Genomic DNA, 18,431 nt, shown 5'->3' with positions numbered 1-18,431 from the left:
TGTAAGGTCTGGGATCTCTTCTGGTATCTTCCTTATCCATATATTTCTCGGACTTGCTTACGGCCTTTTCGTAATCTCCATCGATCACCATGAAAAGAATTTCTTTCATATCCTCACCGTACTTATCTTCTTTTTCGTCGTCCTGGGCTTGAAGCGGCGCAATAGAAAGTAATGCAGCAATCATTACCAGGAAAGACCATTTGTTCTTTTGAAATATCATATCAGTTAGTTCTTTAATCGTTTTTCAATGTAATTTGAGTTCATAATACCAAGGGCACCCATATACTTCAAGCGAAAATCTATTAAATCTCCGACTTTGTACTCTCGAGTTGACTTGCCCAAATCTAGTACAAGCATATCAGAACTTGCGCCCACAATTTCGATATTTTCATCATAAGGAATCAAGAAGTCAGGAGAGATATCGAGCAAGCCGGCATCGAGAATAGCTCTTAGAGAAGTTTTACCATAAAGGTCCTGATCAATTTGCAACATTTCTCCGCTTGGATTCTCTGCTAGCTCTCCTATGGGAATCATTGGCTTTTCAGTGAGTTCAATAATTTCCATCCTCAATTTGAAAACATCATTGTGCATCTCTTCAAAAGTTGAGCCAGTTTCAATATTCAAGCCAAAGTATAAGGTCTCGCCTATTCGGAAATGATTAACTGAATCGGGAAGTTGATTTCGGAAGAGCATGGGTAACACCACCGAAGTACCTCCACTGATGCTTTGGATATCATATCCAAAATGTGCCTTAATAAGGTCTTTGTAAAGCTTGAGTTGAATAAACTTATCAGGACTAGGCATAACTCCGTGCAAACAGTTCAAGTTAGATCCGATACCAACTACCTCAATATTGGGGAGGGAAAAAACTTGGCTAAAAAAATTGACGACATCCTCTCCCATTACGCCTTCCCTTAAATCGCCAAGCTCAATCATGATGACGACCTTGTGCGTTTTATCTTGCCTTTGAGCTTCTTCGCTTATTAATCGAAGCGTGACCATCTCGGTATTTAGACTTACATCAGCGTAGGTCACCAAGTTTTTTATTGACCTTTTTGCCGGTGGCTTGATATAAACCGTCTGCACCGTGGGATCAAGCTTTTTGACAGCCCTCAAATTACTGATCCTTGAATCATGAATTTCTTTTATTCCAAGGTTCAGGACTTCTTGAAGAAAAAGCTTATTTCCACAAAGTAACTTCGTCACAATACCCCACTCTACATCATACTCGCTGAAGCGAGTTTTGAGCAAATCGAAGTTTTCTTTCAACTTCTCTCTATCTAGTTCTACAAAAGCCATAGCTTAGATTATTACGCGAGGTATGTTGTGCGGAAGGCGCGAAAGCAATTCATAGTTTAGCTGAGAGCTCATTTCCCCAAATGAAGCCACAGATATGCGTTGTTCTCCTTGATTTCCAATGAATACCACTTCGCTCCCTTTTTTTATATCCTCTACTTCGGTTACATCCAGTGTGAGCATATTCATATTAACCGTGCCTATCACACCTACTCTTTGCCCATTTACCAATGCTCTTCCCTGATTGCTTAAAATCCTTGAATATCCATAGGCATACCCTACCGGAACTACCGCAATCTTAGTTTTTCTATTGGTCAAATATGAGGTCCCATAGCCGACATATTCACCTGCTCCTACTTCTTTTATGGTCATCACTTTTGACTTCCAAGTTAAAACAGACGTAAGTGGGTCTTCATACTGCTCTTTCTTGGTAATATAATCAATCAAAGTTTCTCGATTTGGCCAAAAGCCATAAATCAAAATGCCGACCCTCACCATATCATACTGAGTTTTCGGGTATCTGAGCAGAGCTGCGGAACAAGCAATGTGGCGAGTTTCAAACTTTACACCTTTCTTCTTGAAGAATGACAAGTAACTCTTAAAACGGGCGCGCTGTTTTTTAATTCGGTAGTAATTGCTAATGCTTTCGGCTCCGGCAAGGTGAGTACACACCCCTGCTAAATGCAGTCTTTCTCTGTTTTCAGAGATTAAATCAACAAGTTCTGAAAGCTGGCTTTCATCGATTCCCGTTCGGTTCATTCCGGTCTCGACTTCAACGTGAATTTTTGCAGTCAATTCAGTTTTTATCGCCATTTCAATAACAACCTTGAGCTGCTCAATATCATACACAAAGAATTCATCGCCTCGTCTCAGAACGGTTTCCAAATTTTCCCGATCGACATATCCCATAATCATAAGGCTAGCTTCATGAGAAGCAGTTTCATGAAAAGCATTTGCCTCTTCGATACCATATACCGAGAAATGTTTTACGCCTTCTGTTTCGAGCAGCGGCACCATCTGGTCGATACCATGACCGTACGCATTGCCTTTAATTACTGCCGAAATCTTAACTCCCTTTTTGAGCTTACTGCGAATAAATGCAAGATTCTTTCGCAAAAGGTCGCTATCAATTTCGATAAATGAAGAAGCACTTTCAGGAGTCATACTCTGAGGAGGTGATTGTAGAGTTCAACAAATATTTCTGACCCCGATGAGATCAATTCATCGGGGAAATCATAAGTAGAAGCATGCAATGGAGCAGTATGAACGCCTGCTCCAAGACCAAACATATGTATTTTGCACCTTCCCGAATAGTGACCAAAATCCTCTGACCACCGAAATGGATTTCCCATCTGTTTAATCGGCCTTTTCAGCTTCGAACAGATTTGCTCCAGGTCAGTGTGGAAGTAATCATTTGAGGTGGGAGGAAAAAACTCTTCAAAAGCAACTTCGGCAGTGGCTCCATCAATCTCATTAATTTCTTCAGTCATCCGTCTTATCTCTGTCATCACCTTATTCAAGTCGGACGACTCAGCTGCCCGTAGAGTGATCAATAGCTTTGAATCGAGTGGAGAAATCCCAAAAGTGTCAAGTCCTGACTGAAGTGCGATGGGCGTGACCGAAGAAAACCCTTTGGTATTATTTGTAACCAGTAGGATCTCATCAAAAAAGGACTTTGCCAACATCAAAGGGTTCACAGCTTCTTCAGGATGAGCTGCGTGGGCAGTTTTCCCCTTCACATTCAATCGAACCCCAACGCTACCGCAAGCGAATGTTCCCGACCTACTCAAGACCAGACCCAACGGCTCACCCGGAATGTTGTGAAGGGCAAGTAATACATCAGGCTTGAAATGATTAAATGCATGATCCTCAAGTAATTTCTGCGCACCTTCACCAGTCTCTTCAGCAGGTTGAAATAAGAAGGAAGCCGTACCTGAAATTGTAGTTTGATCTTCTAACCTTTGAATAGCAGCTAACAGTATTGACATGTGGCCATCGTGACCACAGGCATGACTGCTTCTTTTCTTTTGAGACTTGTGCTCGAATATGTTGTCTTCTGCTATTGGCAGTGCATCAAGCTCAGCTCTAAAACCTATATGGGCGCCTTCTCCGTACTTTTTAGACGCAGCAAAACCATGGCTATTCGAACTTTTATAGATTGTGAAATCAGGGAAGTTCTGATGTATGAACTTTTGGAGAAAAGCAGAGGTCTGAGCTTCTTCCCCGCTCATTTCGGGATTCTGATGCAAATAGTGCCTGACTTCTTCGATAGTTTCGGCAGATGGCATAAAATAAATTACTTTTTTTGATATCTCATTTCCAGATACTTGTTAGTAAAGCCAAGTTTCTCGTAGAGAAATTTCGCAGGATTATTGGGCTCAACATGAAGAGCAATATCTCCTTTAGCAATGCTCATCGCTTTTTCCATAAGCTTTCTCCCTACCCCCAAACCACGAGTATCGGAATCAACCGCTATATAAACCAATATGTTTTCAGGAATATAACCTGACATACCCGTTTGGTTGACCACGACAGCTCCTACAAGTTTGTTTTGTACTTTTCCCAGTACTACAAATCCCCCTTTGCCTTTGTGTGCGCTGCATGAATACTCAATGGCCGCACGAATGTGGTGTTTGGGATCACCAAATTCATCTAGACTGGTGTGAAGAAAATCAACGACCTCATTCTCTTGGAGGGTTGTTGGTGAGTTTACTGAATCGTAAAATGAAATGTCAATATGATCTTTAGACATAAAGTCTGCTGATTTTATGATTTCTAATGAATAGCATCTTGATACAAGAAGTGATTGATGCTTATCTTTTAATGCGAATAATGCCTGGTTTTATGTCAAGTGTTTCCAGCTTTTCAGCAATGGCTTCTGCTTCATCGCTGTAGGCAATGAAATAAAACTTGCCCTTCTTACGCTCACAGTATTCATCAAAGAGCTGCCACTTTGGTAATCGGTCATCCCAATTTGAAAGTGATTCATCATCGAGCACCTCAAAAATGAAAGTGCCGAAATCTTTTTCAGCGATCATATCAGGAACAAAACCAGCCTCACTTGCCTTTCTGAAGACGGACTGTGGCGTAGGAAAACTCTTGAACGGAGCCTTGATTTCATGATAGCCTTTCACTCTCAAATAGGCTATTGCACTATTCAACATTCTCTCTCTTTCCTTTGAAATAGTAGTTTTCGCCATGTATCCGGTTTGTACAAATATAAAGTTTCTAACAGGCAACAGAAGCCATTATTAATTTTAACGTCAGGTTTACAGGCTTGTTCATCATACAGCTTGAGTCAAAATGGTGTTTTGCAAGTAAAGAAACGAAACAAAGAAATAACGAAGTGAACACAATTTCTTAACCTCCTCAACCAATCCTAACTATCTGTATCATTTAGCTTTGCATCACAAAGAAATACCCTATGAACAAAGTTAGAGTCGTTGCAATAGACGATGTGAGCGATATTCTTGATTTGATTCAATACAACCTCGAGAAAGAAGGTATGATCGTAGACATCTTCACTGATGGCTCTAAAGCTATTAAGCACATTGCTGAGGCAAAGCCCGATGTGGTGATCAGCGATTGGATGATGCCTGCTCCTGATGGTCTCGAAGTTTGCCGTATCTTGAGAAACCATATGGCCACAAGAGAAATTCCAATCATCATGCTGACTTGCAAGGGAGATATCCAAGATTACAAGGCAGCCATAGATGCAGGCGCTAGCGACTACATAGCTAAACCCGTGAGAATGGATGAATTGGTGAGGAGAATCAAACTACTCTTACCCTCCGAAGGCCGTCAAAGAGCCCAATTCGGATGATAAATCGTTTCTTACACTACTTCTTCTTTTGCACCTTTATTATCGCTTGTAGCGAGTCGAATATTGAACAAATCAACGAAGTGGAAGAGAAGAATACCATAAAAAAAATTGACTTTCAAGGTCATCGAGGCTGTCGGGGCTTGCTCCCTGAAAATACGTTGCCCGCCTTCAAAAAAGCGTTGGATCTTGGTGTGACTACATTAGAAATGGATGTAGTGATTACTCAAGATGAAAAAGTAATCCTTTCTCACGAACCGTGGTTTTCTCACGAGATTGCTCTGGATTCAAACGGTTCTTCCATTTCAGAGAAAGATGAAAGAAATCACCGCATTTTTGCCATGACATTTGACGAAATTCAGGCGTATGATGTCGGTATGAAACCTCATCCGCGTTTCCCAAATCAAGCAAAAGTAAAAGCTACCAAACCCTTACTGAGTGAAGTCTTCTCCATGGCTGAAACTCATGCTACTGAGACTTCAAGAGCACTTCCTTACTACAACATAGAAACCAAGAGTTTACCTGAAGGAGATGGTATTTTCCACCCTAAGCCTGAAGAATTTGTCGATCTGCTGGTAGCAGAAATTAAAAATGCGGGAGTTGAAGACAGAACGGTCATCCAAAGTTTCGATGTGAGAACCCTGCAAGTAGCCAAAGAAAAATACCCTGAGATACAATTGGTCCTTTTAGTAGAAAATACTGAAACACCTGAGGAAAATCTCAAAATATTAGGTTTTACTCCCGACATTTATAGCCCTGATTATACGCTGGTGAATGAAGGTCTAATTTCCTTTGCAAGAGAAAAAGGAATGAAGATCATCCCCTGGACGGTGAATGAACGTGAAGAAATGGTTGCATTGATTGAAATGGGTGTTGATGGCCTCATTACTGACTATCCTGACAGGCTGACTTCTCAGGAACAATAAAAGAGATTCTACATGTCTATTAGTCTTAAAAATCGCACCATCAACCGCGAGTTGAGTTGGCTTTCTTTCAATCACCGCGTTTTGCAAGAAGCACAAGACGAAGCTGTGCCATTGGTTGAACGCCTCAGGTTTCTCGGGATTTTCTCAAATAATCTTGACGAGTTCTTTCGAGTGAGAGTGGCAACGATGAAGCGAGTTGAGGCGGTTAGCAAAAAGAAAGAATTAATCGGCGATAAAACGGCCGCCGAAGTTTTGGATGAAATCCAAGATGAAGTAGTTCGTCAAAAAGAGCTTTTCGCGGTAATCTATCGAAACATTCTAGACGAGCTCAAAAAGCACAATGTGGAGATTGTGACGGAGACCGAACTCAATGATGAACAAGCGGCTTTTGTCGACATGTATTACCGTGCTGAAGTGTCTCCCCTGCTAGTCCCGATCATGCTGAAAAGTCTGGATGAGTTTCCATATTTAAGAGACAAGTCTATTTTCCTAGCCGTAAAAATGACTACCCCAAAAAAGAACAAGGAGGGTAAGTCAAAGCAGTTTGCACTTATCGAAGTTCCATCGGAAGCTACTCCCCGTTTTGTGGTATTACCCGAGGCAAATGGCAAAAAGTACATCATGTTTCTCGATGATGTAATCAGGTTTAACCTGAATCAAATTTTCAGAATTTTCAACTACGAAACGCTGGAAGCATACACCATAAAGCTCACACGTGATGCCGAGCTGGACTTGGATGATGACATTTCAAAAGGCTTTTACGAGAAAATGAAAAAGAGCCTCAAACAACGGACGAAAGGTGAACCTGTTCGATTTCTTTACGACAGCGAAATGCCTGTTGATCTGTTGACTTACTTGTGTAAGAAACTCGACATTGATGAAGATGACAACATAATCCCTGGAGGGCGCTACCACAACTCAAAGGACTTTATGAAGTTTCCTAATGTAGGCAACGCTGATTTGGAATACGAAGAAATAATTGGAACCGACCACTACCTGATTGATAAGTCAAACGGAATTCTGAATGCCGTCGATAAAAATGACATTTTACTGCATTACCCGTACCAGCACTTTCGGGGTTTTGTACATTTTTTAAGGGAGGCGGCAATTCACCCTCATGTCAAGGAAATAAAAATTACGCTTTATCGAGTCGCCAATCGATCACGTGTGGTGAATGCCTTAGTGAGCGCTGCCAAGAATGGTAAACAGGTGACCGTAGTAGTGGAACTTCGGGCTCGCTTTGACGAAGAAGCAAATCTTGAATGGAGTCGAACCCTCCAAGACGCAGGAGTAAAAGTGATTTTCGGAATTTCAGATATGAAGGTGCATTGCAAGCTCGCGGTGGTCACTCAAGTTCATAAAGGAAAAGTGAATCGACAGGCGGTTATCTCCACCGGCAACTTTCATGAAGGAACAGCCAAGGTTTACAGCGATCTTGCTCTGTTTACGACGAATGCGGAAATCTGCGATGAGGCACTCAAAGTGATTGCATTTATAGAAAGGCCCTATCTACACTTTCGTTTCAAACATTTGCTGGTAGCACCTGCCACCATGCGCTCGGGGTACATTAAAAAGCTCAATAGAGAGATTCAAAATGCCAAAGCGGGACTAAGCGCTTATGTATTCATTAAAGTAAACAGTCTGGTAGATGAGACACTGATACGTAAGCTATACCAAGCGAGCAAGGCAGGTGTGAAAATTCGCCTTTTGGTAAGGGGAATATGCTCTTTGATACCCGGAATAAAAGGCATAAGCGACAATATCCAAGTGCACAGTATCATCGACCGATATCTTGAACATGCACGTGTTTTCATTTTCGGAAACGACGGAAATGAAGACATTTACATTAGTTCCGCCGACTGGATGGAAAGGAATCTAGACTACCGAGTAGAAGTAAGCGTCGCTATCTATGATCCAAAGGTGAGAAAGGAAATCAAAGATATGATGGAGCTGCAATGGAACGATAACGTCAAGGCGAGATTACTAGCAGGAAACCAGACCAATGAATATGTCGAGCGAGAGAAAGATGAAAAGAAAGTGAGGGCTCAAATGGAGATGTACAAGCTGATTGCACTTCAGCAAAAAACGATGCAGGAAGAAGACGATTAACTTATTCAGCCCCTCTTTGCTGCTCGATGGCAACTGCACGACTCATACTGATTTTTTGCCCGTTGTAAAACGGCACCACAAACGAATTGGGAATGGCACTTTCTCGAACGAAAGCATTCCCTCTGCTTGCCTCTTCATAACTGAAGAACAAACCTGCATAAAACCGGGCTAGCCCGTCCTTCACCGTTTCACCACTAACAGGGAAAAGACCGGTAAAGTTGTTCTTATCTACATCTTCAGGATAGTAACCAAGCTGAATTTTGTAAACCAACCCATCTGGAACATCCTCGTTCATTAAGACCTCGCCTTCTTCAGCTTTATCGAATTGCGACATGTACTCAGGCTCTTCAACTCCCTGTACATCTTGCAAGTATTTTTTATCGAGTAACTCTCTGATTTCTTTAATGCGAAATGAAGCGTCTTCCAAACCGGAAACGGCATTATTTAATTGATACTCCACTTGCATCATTGACGTTTCAATCGAGCTGACGATTGACGCATTCGTGGCACGCACTGACTCGTTCTCCAGCTCTTTATACATATCCTCGTACAAGGCTATTTCCTCTTCGTAACTGTTAGCGGCCTGCTGAAAAGATGCCTCATCAGCTTCAAGTCTCACCAATTCGTCTTCAAACGGAAGCACCTCATAATTGGGTATATCCTTATTCTCCTTTGGAGCGTCGGATTTGAGCAGTAGCGATGCATTAAAAAGGTCCATTACCGCATTGCTCAAATGAATCGATGATTCTTTCCCAAAAAAACGATGTGAAGATATCTCTACCATAGGGTAGAATTCTCTCATTACGGAATCTGCAACAACAAGCTTCTCCTTTCCCTCATACAGAAGATTCAAGGCTCGAAGATTTGTCTTTGGTGCATGATAAAGTGACGTATCACTCAGCATGAGCGAGCGCTTTATGAAGAATAACGCCGTATCGGCAAATAGTCGTGAGCTATCTACAGAGTTGATGAAAGTAGTAAACTTCGTGTAATAATATCCCTCTTCGGCGTAGCGGGCTGCAGCGATTGCGGCATTCTTTGCTTTTGCATTGTCAAAATAATTCCGCTCTATCAAATCCTGCCCGTTGAGCAGGCCGATAAGCACGGAAAAAAAGACGGTTAAATAGAGGGATTTCATCTGATTGGCAATTCAATCACAATTTTACGGTCTAAAGTAAAACTATTTCGGCGTATTCGAGTATGGTTATCAACAATGAATTTGGGACAATTCAGTCGAATGATGATTGATTATTGGATCAAAAAAGCCAGTTTTATAGCGTGAAAAAGTCTCTCCTCCTTACATCTATGCTCGTGCCTTTGATTTTATTGGCCGGAGGCCCGGTAAACAATGACCCATGGGTTAAGGCTTACCGCCAACATGTAGAAGCTTCTCAGCACCTTCTTTTAGCCGAAGATGAAGAAAGTGAAAGTCAATTGGGCCCTTTCTTTGACGGATTTTCTGTGGGTGCAAGCGCAGGCTTAGCTTTATTTCATGGAAGCATGGCTGACTACGACATGTTTGCTCCTTTCAAGGATTTTGGAACATACTACCAGTTTGGTTGGAGCGTATACGCAGAAAAGAAATTTGACTTTGGCCTTGGAGCCAAGTTGGAATTTGAGCAAGGTACGCTGGGAGGAGGAAGAACTCCGGGCAAAGAAAGTTTGCCTTTGGATTTTGAATCCGAATACAATACCATCAATGCCAAAGCCAGTTTTGACATTCTCAATGAGCTCTTTGGAGATGGTGATGATCTTTCGAAATACAAATTCTACCTCAATGCTGAAATAGGAATCGGGGTTACTTTTTTTCGGGCCATCTCGACTTGGAGACCCGAAGGCACTCAGCAAGGGCAGATACGAGACTACGTAGGCTATACCGTGGTTGATGAAAACCCTCCAACTCAGCGATACGTCCTTGAAGAAAAAGATTCACCGGCCACGGCATTGAATATTCCGGTGGGTTTTACGGCAGGATACAGAGTGAATTACAAAACGGACATCACACTCAGTTACGCGCTCAATAATTTAGCTACAGATCGACTAGACGCGTGGGATCGAGACTTTTCTGCCAATGATAAATACTCCTACTTCGGAGTGGGTCTGCGATACAACTTTAACCGAACGGAAGATCAATACCCTGAGAAAAAAGTGAAGGAGGAAAAAGAGCCCAAAGACAAAAAATGGAGCCTCTTCGGTTCGAAGAAAGAAGATGTTTCTCCAAATGAAGTGAATCTTGAAGGCCCGATTGAATCACGAGAATCGAATCCCATTATTCCTGATCAAACAGATGAGCAATTGAATGACATCAAGATGAAGATGTTTGAGCTCCAACTAAAACTGTTTGAAATGCAATACCTGCTCGATGGAGGTGAAGGAACACCCGCTGAACAGCCACAAATTCCCGCGGAGAACAAGTAATTATCAAAAACCGATTCGAAAGCCTCCCTCGGCGGAAATGACCTGACCCGAAAGAAACTCGGGAGTATATGTCTCGTTTCCTTCAGAATCTAAATAGAGTAATTCGAGAAACACGACCGCTCCATTGATCACCTCCCACTCTACTGAAAAACTAGCTCCCGTTTGACTCCAATCAACTGTTTCTAAAAACTCCAGCCCCGTCACATTCGCATTGCCATTGATGATTTCGTATACGTGCGGTTCGCCTTTTCGAACATGCCATAAGCCAGCCTTAAAGCGAAGATTCTTCATCGGAATGTATTCGATAGCTCCATAGATTTCATCGGCATTCTCTCCCAGATAATGACCCATATTGTATTGATTGGAAGCAAAAGTGGTAGACTCGATCTGATGGCGATACGTCCAGGGGTTGGTGCGTGTGTATTCGGTGCTCAGGTGAACATTGGGTAGCGCATTAAACCATGTTCCACCTAATTTAAGACTCATGATATTGGTTTGATTATCTGAATCCCACATATTGCTCAGGCTCACTTCATCTACAAAAAGTGACGCGTACAAATGGAGGTTTTTAATCGCTCGAGCACTTACATCGAAAAACAATTGTGCATTTTGCCCGAGCTCGTTACTACCCGTTCCCGAATACGTATGGTCCACGGACTTAAAGAACATAAAAGGAATGAAATAAACCGGATTCAAACCATTATCGCTGTAAACGATCGAATTCCCAAAAGTGAAGTCAATATCCCATTTAGACTTAATGGTCAAGTAGTTCGCCGCGATGTTCTTGTTCATATAGATCTTCCTGTTCCCATTTGGGGTCAAGTAGGTACGCGCACTATCCAGCTCCTCGGACACTAACCATCCATGGATGTATTGAAACTCCAGCCAATCTGTGGGATAAAGTCGGTAATTGATCATGGCATAAGAAGGAGCCTTTCCGGAAAACACATTTGCATTACGAACGGTATTCCCCCAAGTGAGCCGATCCTTCATCACCGCTAAATCGCCCCATTTCCAGTGGTAGGAAATTCCACCGATAGCCTCGTTGAAGTCACTTCTGTTCTCGGCAGAAATCGACTTGTAATTTTCGCCTTGCCTGGTGGTCAAATACTGAGGTGCAGCAAGTACTTCGGAAACATTGTTGTCTCTAATCGAACCGTAAAATCCGAAGTTTCCCGCTGACGCAAAAAATTCACCACCTATTCTTCGCCAAATTCTATTTCCATTCTCGTTCACCATCACCGAGCCACCCAAAATTGGATTGACTGTAAGTTCAAAAACAGAATCACTGTAAAAGAAAAGATCGCGTCGACGATCCCAGTCCTTTCCCACTCGCAATTCCTTACCGTAATCTCGAAGAAAAAATTCGAGCTGGTCAATTTGTCTTTGTGTTAAATCCTCTTTTTGTCCCTCAATCTCTTCCAGGAATTCGGCAATTTGCTTTCGTGAAAAGGGCTTGGCAAAAGTATTGACGGAAATATGTCCAGCAGCGGCCATTTCATCAAGGAATCGATAAACCGAATTGCCGTAAGGCTCATAAACGGTTTGAGCCGAAGCGACTTGAACCGTCAATAATAAAAGAAAGAATAGGGTAATTCTTGCCATCAATGGCTTCGCGCTTTTTTCAGCAGAATATTAGAGAAGGCCTTCAGGCAAACATTAAAATCAGTAGAAATGGGATCTTGAAAATATGCTTCCATGTAGCGCGATTCAGACTCCATAATCTCATCCAGCGTATTTGGCATATCAGCATAAAAAGGCGGAATCAATCCAGGCTTACCTTTCACACGTAGAACTTTGTGCTCAGCCGAATAAAGGCTCAAGTAATGCTCGCTTAACGGACGGACACCTACCAGCTTCAGATCACCGCGCAGGATATTGTAGATCATTGGAATTTCGTCAATCCAGAATTTCCGCATCCATCTGCCCCATTTGGTAATTCGGAAATCATCAGCAAATTTTCCGCCTTCTTGTAAATTATTCTGCTCAAAGACATAAGCTTGAATGTACTGAGCGTAAGGGTGCATTGTTCTGAATTTGTAAACGGTAATCGGCTGATTCTTATAACCGATTCTCTTAATGCGTAGGAGCAAACCCGTGCTGGGTTCAACTTCCGCCAATGGTTCAGAAACTTTCCTCACCTTGAAGTAGAGCTTCCCATCAATTTCTTCCGTCTTTTCGATTTGAAAACCACAATAGACCAAGCGACCCAGAACCTCAGATTTGGACAAAGCTCGGTTCCGTCCGCCCGTCAGGAAGAAATAGAATTTTTTTGTGAACTTGAATTTCGGGAAAACACGTTTAAAAATAAAATCCGATCCGTAGTACCCGACATTAATCACGGGCGGAAACTTGCGAAACAATCTTTCACGCCTTTGCTCCAGTGTTTCTACACAACCGATGAAACTACCACCTGACTTCAGCTTTTGATTCACCAACTTGAAAAATCGGTTGATCCCCTGAATGTCATTCACGCGATGAAGGTTCATGAATCCATCCAGACTCTGATCTGCATGCTTCTCCACGTTAAAGTGATCAGAGACCTTAACGACTTCAGTTTTTCCTTCTCGATTTTCGAGAACAGGAGCTACAAAACTCAAGAGCCTGCTACCCGCTATGCCTTCTACAACTTTCTGTGCACCTGCAACTTCCTCCATAGGTATTCGGTGGTTGGTTTATTCGAAAATACCTTGATAACAGGCTGAAGCAACCCCATCAGTCATTAGTTATAAACATCTAATCGTGAGTTTTTGCGAGATCGTCAAATAGCTCTATCCACCTCTCTGTCACATCTATGGTAGCATTCATCATCGTGATTCGCCTTTCGGCAAAAAGAGTTTTCAAAACAGTGTTTTCGGCCCATTCTTTTGCTGTAGCCAAAAAGACGTCAGACTCGGTGGTTTTGATTCCTTTTGTCAATCCATACTTATGCTCCAACTCTTCGAGATAGCTCAATTCACCTACAAAATCATTGAATCGAATCGATGGAACACCCAGAACCGCTGCCTCGGCAGCCATGGTTTGTGAATCGCCGATATAGAGATCGGCAAAAGCCATGGCGTGATGAATAACGGTGGGATGTACAGGTATTCGATAAGGCTCCAAATCAGCGGTAAGCTCCCTCTCGGATGTGATAAATACTTTACCGAAAGGCAAGAGTAACTCAATCAACTCATGCGCCAATTCATCGTCTATCCCGCTGCGTCCTTCGTCGTGGTGAGCATGCAAACTCGCAAACCGAAGAATGAAATACCGTTCTGCATCGAGCATTTCTGCCGGAAGCAGCGAGCGATCAGCATTGAAGTATTTTGGATGCAGATAGGCTAATTCGTGATATCCTTCGTAACCGATTTTCTTGTGATTGGCGGGCGACTGATCACAACAGTTCGGCGCCAAAACATATGTGGCGTATGGAAAAGCATATTTGGCCATGAGCGGAATAGCATGGCTATCATCCTCATTCACAACTACAGACGGAATCCCCAGTAGTTTACCCACATGAGCAATTCCCAGATCAGTTCCCGCCATGAGGTGAGGCCGGAATTTTCTAACGAGATTCAGCAATTTGCCTTCGCGCTGCAAGATATTCAGCGCCAAGGTGAGTTTCCCTCCCGCTGCGCGTGCAGGCCATTTTACCACATCCCAATCTTCGGTATCGATCAAGTCGAACAAAACATCTTTGCCTCTGGCGACTACCAAAACCTCGTCGCCTCTTTCCATGAGAATGCGAATGCAATTCTTGAAATTGTGGTAGTGAGCGGGGTGCCCCATATAAAAGAGAAGGCGCTTCAACGAATGGGGATTTTCTGTTGAAATTCAGGCTTCCCTTGAAGATGCTTGGCATTCAATATTTCGCTCATCGCCAAATGCATCCAAGCATTTCCCCAGCGCATGTATGAAGTTCGATCCGTCACATTCTTGTGCTTGCGGTAGTAGAAATAGCCTTTTGAATCTCGAAAGTTTTCGAGCGTGTAAAAGAGCACCGACTTGGCTAGATCTTCAGCTCTGCGACTACCCGAATGACTGAAGTATTTAGTGGCGGTAATGATTCCTTGGGCTTGGTGATGAATATCCGATGGATAATTGCCCGGTAGCCTCCACAATGCTCTTCCTTTCGAGCTGAATTGTTCGTCTCGGTAAAACTCCATTCCATGCTGCAGTGCCTTTTCGACCGAGTCGGGAAAGTATCTGAGGGATTGAGCAATAGACATGATAGAGTCTAAGACAAAGCCCTGGTGAAAATCGATTTGAACCCGCTGCTTACCGGTTTCCAAGTTCTCGCTGTAGTTCCAACTTCCATCGCTTTTCTGTCTGGAGATTACTGTCTCCAATGCCTGCTTGGCAATATCGGCGTATGATGCTTGTTTGTTGTGAGCGTAACAAAGGGCGTACGTTTGTGCAGCCAGCAATGACGCATTGTAGCAGAAATCGGGTTTTACCGTGCTGTAGCTAATGGCGTAAAAATCGTCTTCAACCGTGTGGTGAAGGGCATCGGAGAAAAAGAGGCAAATCTTTTCTATGGCTTCGAGTGCGCGCTTGTCACCATACCTTCTGTAATAAGCATCCAGGCCTTGAGCGATGAATCCACTCACCACCGAAGTGGGCGACCATTCGGGAAGATACTTTTCCGGGCTGGCCCAAGGAAACGGATATCCCCAAGACATTCCCGGATAATTAGGCGTTTGCAGCTCCATGATTTTTTCAAATAGCCACTTGCATTTCTCCTCATTCTCAGGGCTCGCAGGCATAAGGCTGTATGACTTCAGAAAAAGTCCCAGCGCTTTTGGATTCCACTGCTTAGGCACGGCAAAAAGCTGACGAAGATTAATCGGATTTCGCTTAAAAAGCTGAATCGCTATAATTGGCGGCCACTTTCCCAACTTCTTAAAAGGAAATGGGCTGAGCAGAATATCGTAGGGATCGTAGCCCTTGTATTTCCGCTTGCGGCAATACATATCGAGCTCGTGGTGGGCACGCTTAACGCGGATCAGTTCACTTTGGGAGAAATCCATTCGCGTTCAAATTCTTCAATCTCTATCTTCTTACCGTTCTGTCGAACCGATTCCCTGAGTGCAAAAGTGACCAGCGTCGAATGAAAGACTTCATCCATGGCAATGGGAAAAGGTTTTCCCTTTTTCAAAGCATCGGCTACCAACTCCATTTCGGTGGCATGACCCTTGTCTTGCTTGGCGGGTTTTGTTTTAGCAACAGCTTTTCCAAAATAGGTCACCTTTTTAAAATCATCAATTTGAACCGAGAAACCACCGGTTGATACTTCGATGTGTTCCTTTGGCATGGCCTTATTGCCATTGCTCAAGTAGACCAAACTAGCCACAGAACCATCGGCAAAAGCCAAGTTGGCAGTAAATGAATCAAAGTTCTGCGGCTCGGCCGTCATCGGCACCGCCGAAACGGAAACGGCTTTGGCTCCTGCCAAGAAATAACAAAGATCCACGAAATGACATGCTTCGCCTAAAATACGGCCACCACCCACCTCGGGATCGTGCACCCAGTGATCATCGGTCTGGAAACCCGCATTCACGCGGTACTGAATCACCTTCGGCAGTTCGAGCGAAAGCTTCTTTTTCAATTCGATGACAGACGGAGCGAAGCGGCGGTTAAAGCCCACCATCACATCTGAATGCGAATTCGATCGGGCGACTTCTTTAATTTCTGTCAGCTCTTGAGGATGAAGACAAAGCGGCTTCTCGACAAAAACGCGTTTCCCTTGCTTTAGCGATTTCAGCGTAAGCGATGCATGTGTATCGTGCCTGGTGGCGATGAATACTCCACCGGCCTTGTCGTTTTGAATCAGCGCATCGGCATCGGCGAAAGCCTGATCAAAGGCATATTTTCTTTTAGTATTCTCAGCCGAATGTGGTCGCTTCGTCGCCACCGCCGAAAACTTGATTCTACCTTTCAAATTGGGAAGTAAGAAGTTCCCTGCAAAAGATCCAGCTCCGATAAAGGAAACAGAATCCGCTTGCAGCGGCGCTTTTTCTGATGCTACTTTCTGCTCGAGTTTGATCTCTTTCGAAGTGTCGTATTCGAGCAAGACACCCATTTTCGACTCAGCACCATCGACGATTAAATCGAATGCCCTTTTGGCTTCAGCGAAAGGGAACTTATGGGAAATTAAATCTGAAATATCGAGCGCGCCTGAACCCAGCAAATCGGCAAAGGCTTGCATGTTTCGGTTTTCCGTCCAACGGACTTGACCTATCGGATAGTCCAATCCTTTCTCCTCGTAATTGGCATCGTAACGCCCGGGACCGTATGAGGTGCTCATCAAAAGTTCCAACTCCTTGCGGTAGTAGTTCTTTCTGCTGAAGCCCGTGGGTACGGCTCCCACGATGACCACTTTACCGTGGGTACGGCAAATTTCTCCAGCCAGTTCCACGGGGTCGGTTGAAGAAGTAGCTGCGGTAATGATCACGGCGTCTACACCGTTTCCGTTGGAAAATTTCTTGATGCGCTCTTCGATTAATTCATCGCTACGCAGAGAAGCTTCTTGAGCACCCGATTGCATTGCCAAATCAACGAGTTGATCTTTCAGATCAATCCCGAAAGTCTTGACTCCCGCTGCCTTCAGCAGGCGAATGGTCAATTGACCGATCAATCCCAATCCGACAACAACACAATTTTCACCCAATTTCAAGTCGGCCCGACGAATGCCCTGCATGGCAATGGCAGCGATGGTGGTGAAAGCAGCTTGATCGAGTTTAGTCTCGGGATGAAGCTTTACGCAAAGGTTTTTTGGAACTGCCACCAGTTCGGCGTGAGAAGCTGAGGCACCGCCACAGGCCGCTTTGTCGCCTGGCTTAAATTCGGAAACGCCTTCTCCCACCGCAACGACTTCTCCCGAAAGGGAATAGCCCAAGGGTTGGAGTGACTCGAGCTTGTTCATCACCAACTTATAAGTCTCGGCCACGCCGTAAGTTTGAGCGGCTTTGACCACCTTGGCCACTTCTTCCTTGCGGGACTTTGCCTTGGCCACGTAGCCCTTGCGGGCATCGCTCACCGTTTTGCCTTCGGTACCAGTGCTGATTGCCGAGAAGGCAGTTCTCACCAACACTTCTCCCTTTCCGGGAATGGGGTTAGGCAAGGTGGCGATTTCCATATCGCCCTTTTTAAGACTTTGAAGCAGTTGATCCAAGGGTACTGATTTGTGAAAACAAATGTACTAGTCAGACGATGGATCGGTGCATCATCTTTGGTGGTGTTTTCCACAAGTTATCCATCGGTGTCACGTTGGAATTCTTTAGTATTTTGACAAAAAAAACAGCATGGGAACAGGATCAGAAAAAATCAGAACAATACTAGGATTGGTAATGGTTATCCTCTTGGTGTTCATTACCAACCGAATGGACAGAAAGCATTTTGAGGATGTTCAAGGCACCATCACTACCATTTATGAAGATCGCGTGGTGGCCCAATACGACCTGTTTCAGTTGACGAATCTTCTCTACGATCACCAAATGAAGTTGAGCGAAGGAGAAATTGTCGCTTTTGATAAAAATGGCGAAGTAGATCGAGTAATAACCGAATACGGTCAAACTACCCTCACCAAAAGGGAGGAAGAGATTTTCGGGAGGCTCAAGGATAATCTGAAGAAGTTAAGTGCGTCAGAATTTATTCCACAAGGCCCCGCCACAGAAACCACTTTTGAGCGGGTTCACGAAAACCTCGAAGAGCTGTCGGCCATCCAAGTGAAAGAAAGCAAGACCCTGAAAATTCAGGCTCAAGATTCTTTGGACAGTAGCAATCTCATGTCAAATATGGAGATGATTATCATCATCATCTTCGGAATTGTATTGCAGTTCGTGCTGTTTTCGGGAGGGAAGCGAAAGGTGAAAGAGTGA

17 protein-coding genes are annotated in these 18,431 nt (G+C 43.7%); 5 read left to right on the top strand and 12 right to left on the bottom strand.

Going from position 1 to position 18,431, the window contains the following annotated elements:
• The 6 genes from O3Q51_05040 to O3Q51_05015 form a co-directional block, all read right to left on the bottom strand.
• Positions 1–220: hypothetical protein (locus tag O3Q51_05040; protein MCZ4408160.1), on the bottom strand; the 220-nt coding region annotated here is incomplete at its 3' end.
• Between the two features lie 5 nt (positions 221–225).
• The gene (locus O3Q51_05035) at positions 226–1,299 is read right to left on the bottom strand and encodes an alanine/ornithine racemase family PLP-dependent enzyme (GenBank protein MCZ4408159.1); all 1,074 of its coding nucleotides are present in this window, start codon (positions 1,297–1,299) and stop codon (positions 226–228) included.
• A gap of 3 nt (positions 1,300–1,302) precedes the next feature.
• Positions 1,303–2,460, bottom strand: a complete 1,158-nt coding sequence (gene alr / locus O3Q51_05030; protein ID MCZ4408158.1) for an alanine racemase — start codon at positions 2,458–2,460, stop codon at positions 1,303–1,305.
• Positions 2,457–3,584 (bottom strand): amidohydrolase, encoded by a 1,128-nt coding sequence (locus O3Q51_05025; GenBank protein MCZ4408157.1) that lies wholly within the window; start codon positions 3,582–3,584, stop codon positions 2,457–2,459. Before O3Q51_05025 ends, alr begins: the two co-directional genes overlap by 4 nt.
• 8 nt (positions 3,585–3,592) lie before the next feature.
• Positions 3,593–4,048, bottom strand: a complete 456-nt coding sequence (locus O3Q51_05020) for a GNAT family N-acetyltransferase (protein MCZ4408156.1) — start codon at positions 4,046–4,048, stop codon at positions 3,593–3,595.
• Between the two features lie 61 nt (positions 4,049–4,109).
• Positions 4,110–4,496, bottom strand: a complete 387-nt coding sequence (locus O3Q51_05015; GenBank protein MCZ4408155.1) for a hypothetical protein — start codon at positions 4,494–4,496, stop codon at positions 4,110–4,112.
• Positions 4,497–4,720: 224 nt separating this feature from the next.
• On the opposite strand from O3Q51_05015, the gene O3Q51_05010 reads away from it, so the two are divergent.
• From O3Q51_05010 to ppk1, 3 genes are read left to right on the top strand one after another with little or no spacing between them, the layout of a single operon-like run.
• Positions 4,721–5,119, top strand: coding sequence for a response regulator (locus O3Q51_05010; protein MCZ4408154.1), 399 nt, complete (start codon positions 4,721–4,723; stop codon positions 5,117–5,119).
• Entirely contained in the window at positions 5,116–6,042 is a 927-nt protein-coding gene (locus O3Q51_05005) for a glycerophosphodiester phosphodiesterase (protein MCZ4408153.1), read from the top strand. Before O3Q51_05010 ends, O3Q51_05005 begins: the two co-directional genes overlap by 4 nt.
• 12 nt (positions 6,043–6,054) lie before the next feature.
• Positions 6,055–8,151, top strand: coding sequence for a polyphosphate kinase 1 (gene ppk1, locus O3Q51_05000; GenBank protein MCZ4408152.1), 2,097 nt, complete (start codon positions 6,055–6,057; stop codon positions 8,149–8,151).
• A gap of 1 nt (position 8,152) precedes the next feature.
• Here the strand turns inward: ppk1 and O3Q51_04995 are convergent, their stop codons facing one another.
• Positions 8,153–9,289 carry a hypothetical protein gene (locus tag O3Q51_04995; protein ID MCZ4408151.1) on the bottom strand — a complete coding sequence of 379 codons (1,137 nt, stop codon included), beginning with the start codon at positions 9,287–9,289 and terminating at the stop codon, positions 8,153–8,155.
• A gap of 140 nt (positions 9,290–9,429) precedes the next feature.
• On the opposite strand from O3Q51_04995, the gene O3Q51_04990 reads away from it, so the two are divergent.
• Entirely contained in the window at positions 9,430–10,569 is a 1,140-nt protein-coding gene (locus O3Q51_04990) for a hypothetical protein (GenBank protein MCZ4408150.1), read from the top strand.
• Between the two features lie 3 nt (positions 10,570–10,572).
• Here O3Q51_04990 and O3Q51_04985 read toward each other — a convergent pair whose 3' ends face one another.
• From O3Q51_04985 to O3Q51_04965, 5 genes are all read right to left on the bottom strand, one after another.
• Positions 10,573–12,174, bottom strand: coding sequence for a hypothetical protein (locus O3Q51_04985; GenBank protein ID MCZ4408149.1), 1,602 nt, complete (start codon positions 12,172–12,174; stop codon positions 10,573–10,575).
• Entirely contained in the window at positions 12,174–13,226 is a 1,053-nt protein-coding gene (locus O3Q51_04980; protein ID MCZ4408148.1) for a sugar transferase, read from the bottom strand. The genes O3Q51_04985 and O3Q51_04980 overlap by 1 nt, the downstream gene beginning before the upstream one ends.
• 79 nt (positions 13,227–13,305) lie before the next feature.
• Positions 13,306–14,361 (bottom strand): DUF354 domain-containing protein, encoded by a 1,056-nt coding sequence (locus O3Q51_04975; GenBank protein MCZ4408147.1) that lies wholly within the window; start codon positions 14,359–14,361, stop codon positions 13,306–13,308.
• On the bottom strand, positions 14,358–15,581 hold the full coding sequence (locus O3Q51_04970; GenBank protein ID MCZ4408146.1) for a hypothetical protein: 1,224 nt from the start codon (positions 15,579–15,581) through the stop codon (positions 14,358–14,360). Before O3Q51_04970 ends, O3Q51_04975 begins: the two co-directional genes overlap by 4 nt.
• On the bottom strand, positions 15,557–17,689 hold the full coding sequence (locus O3Q51_04965) for a Gfo/Idh/MocA family oxidoreductase (GenBank protein MCZ4408145.1): 2,133 nt from the start codon (positions 17,687–17,689) through the stop codon (positions 15,557–15,559). The genes O3Q51_04970 and O3Q51_04965 overlap by 25 nt, the downstream gene beginning before the upstream one ends.
• 166 nt (positions 17,690–17,855) lie before the next feature.
• On the opposite strand from O3Q51_04965, the gene O3Q51_04960 reads away from it, so the two are divergent.
• Entirely contained in the window at positions 17,856–18,431 is a 576-nt protein-coding gene (locus O3Q51_04960) for a hypothetical protein (protein ID MCZ4408144.1), read from the top strand.

The sequence above is a fragment of the Cryomorphaceae bacterium 1068 genome, assembly GCA_027214385.1.
In the GTDB taxonomy this organism is placed as follows: Bacteria; Bacteroidota; Bacteroidia; order Flavobacteriales_D; family Cryomorphaceae; genus JAKVAV01.
The sequence above is the reverse complement of the archived record's forward strand: the minus strand, read 5'-3'. Positions and strand labels throughout refer to the sequence as shown.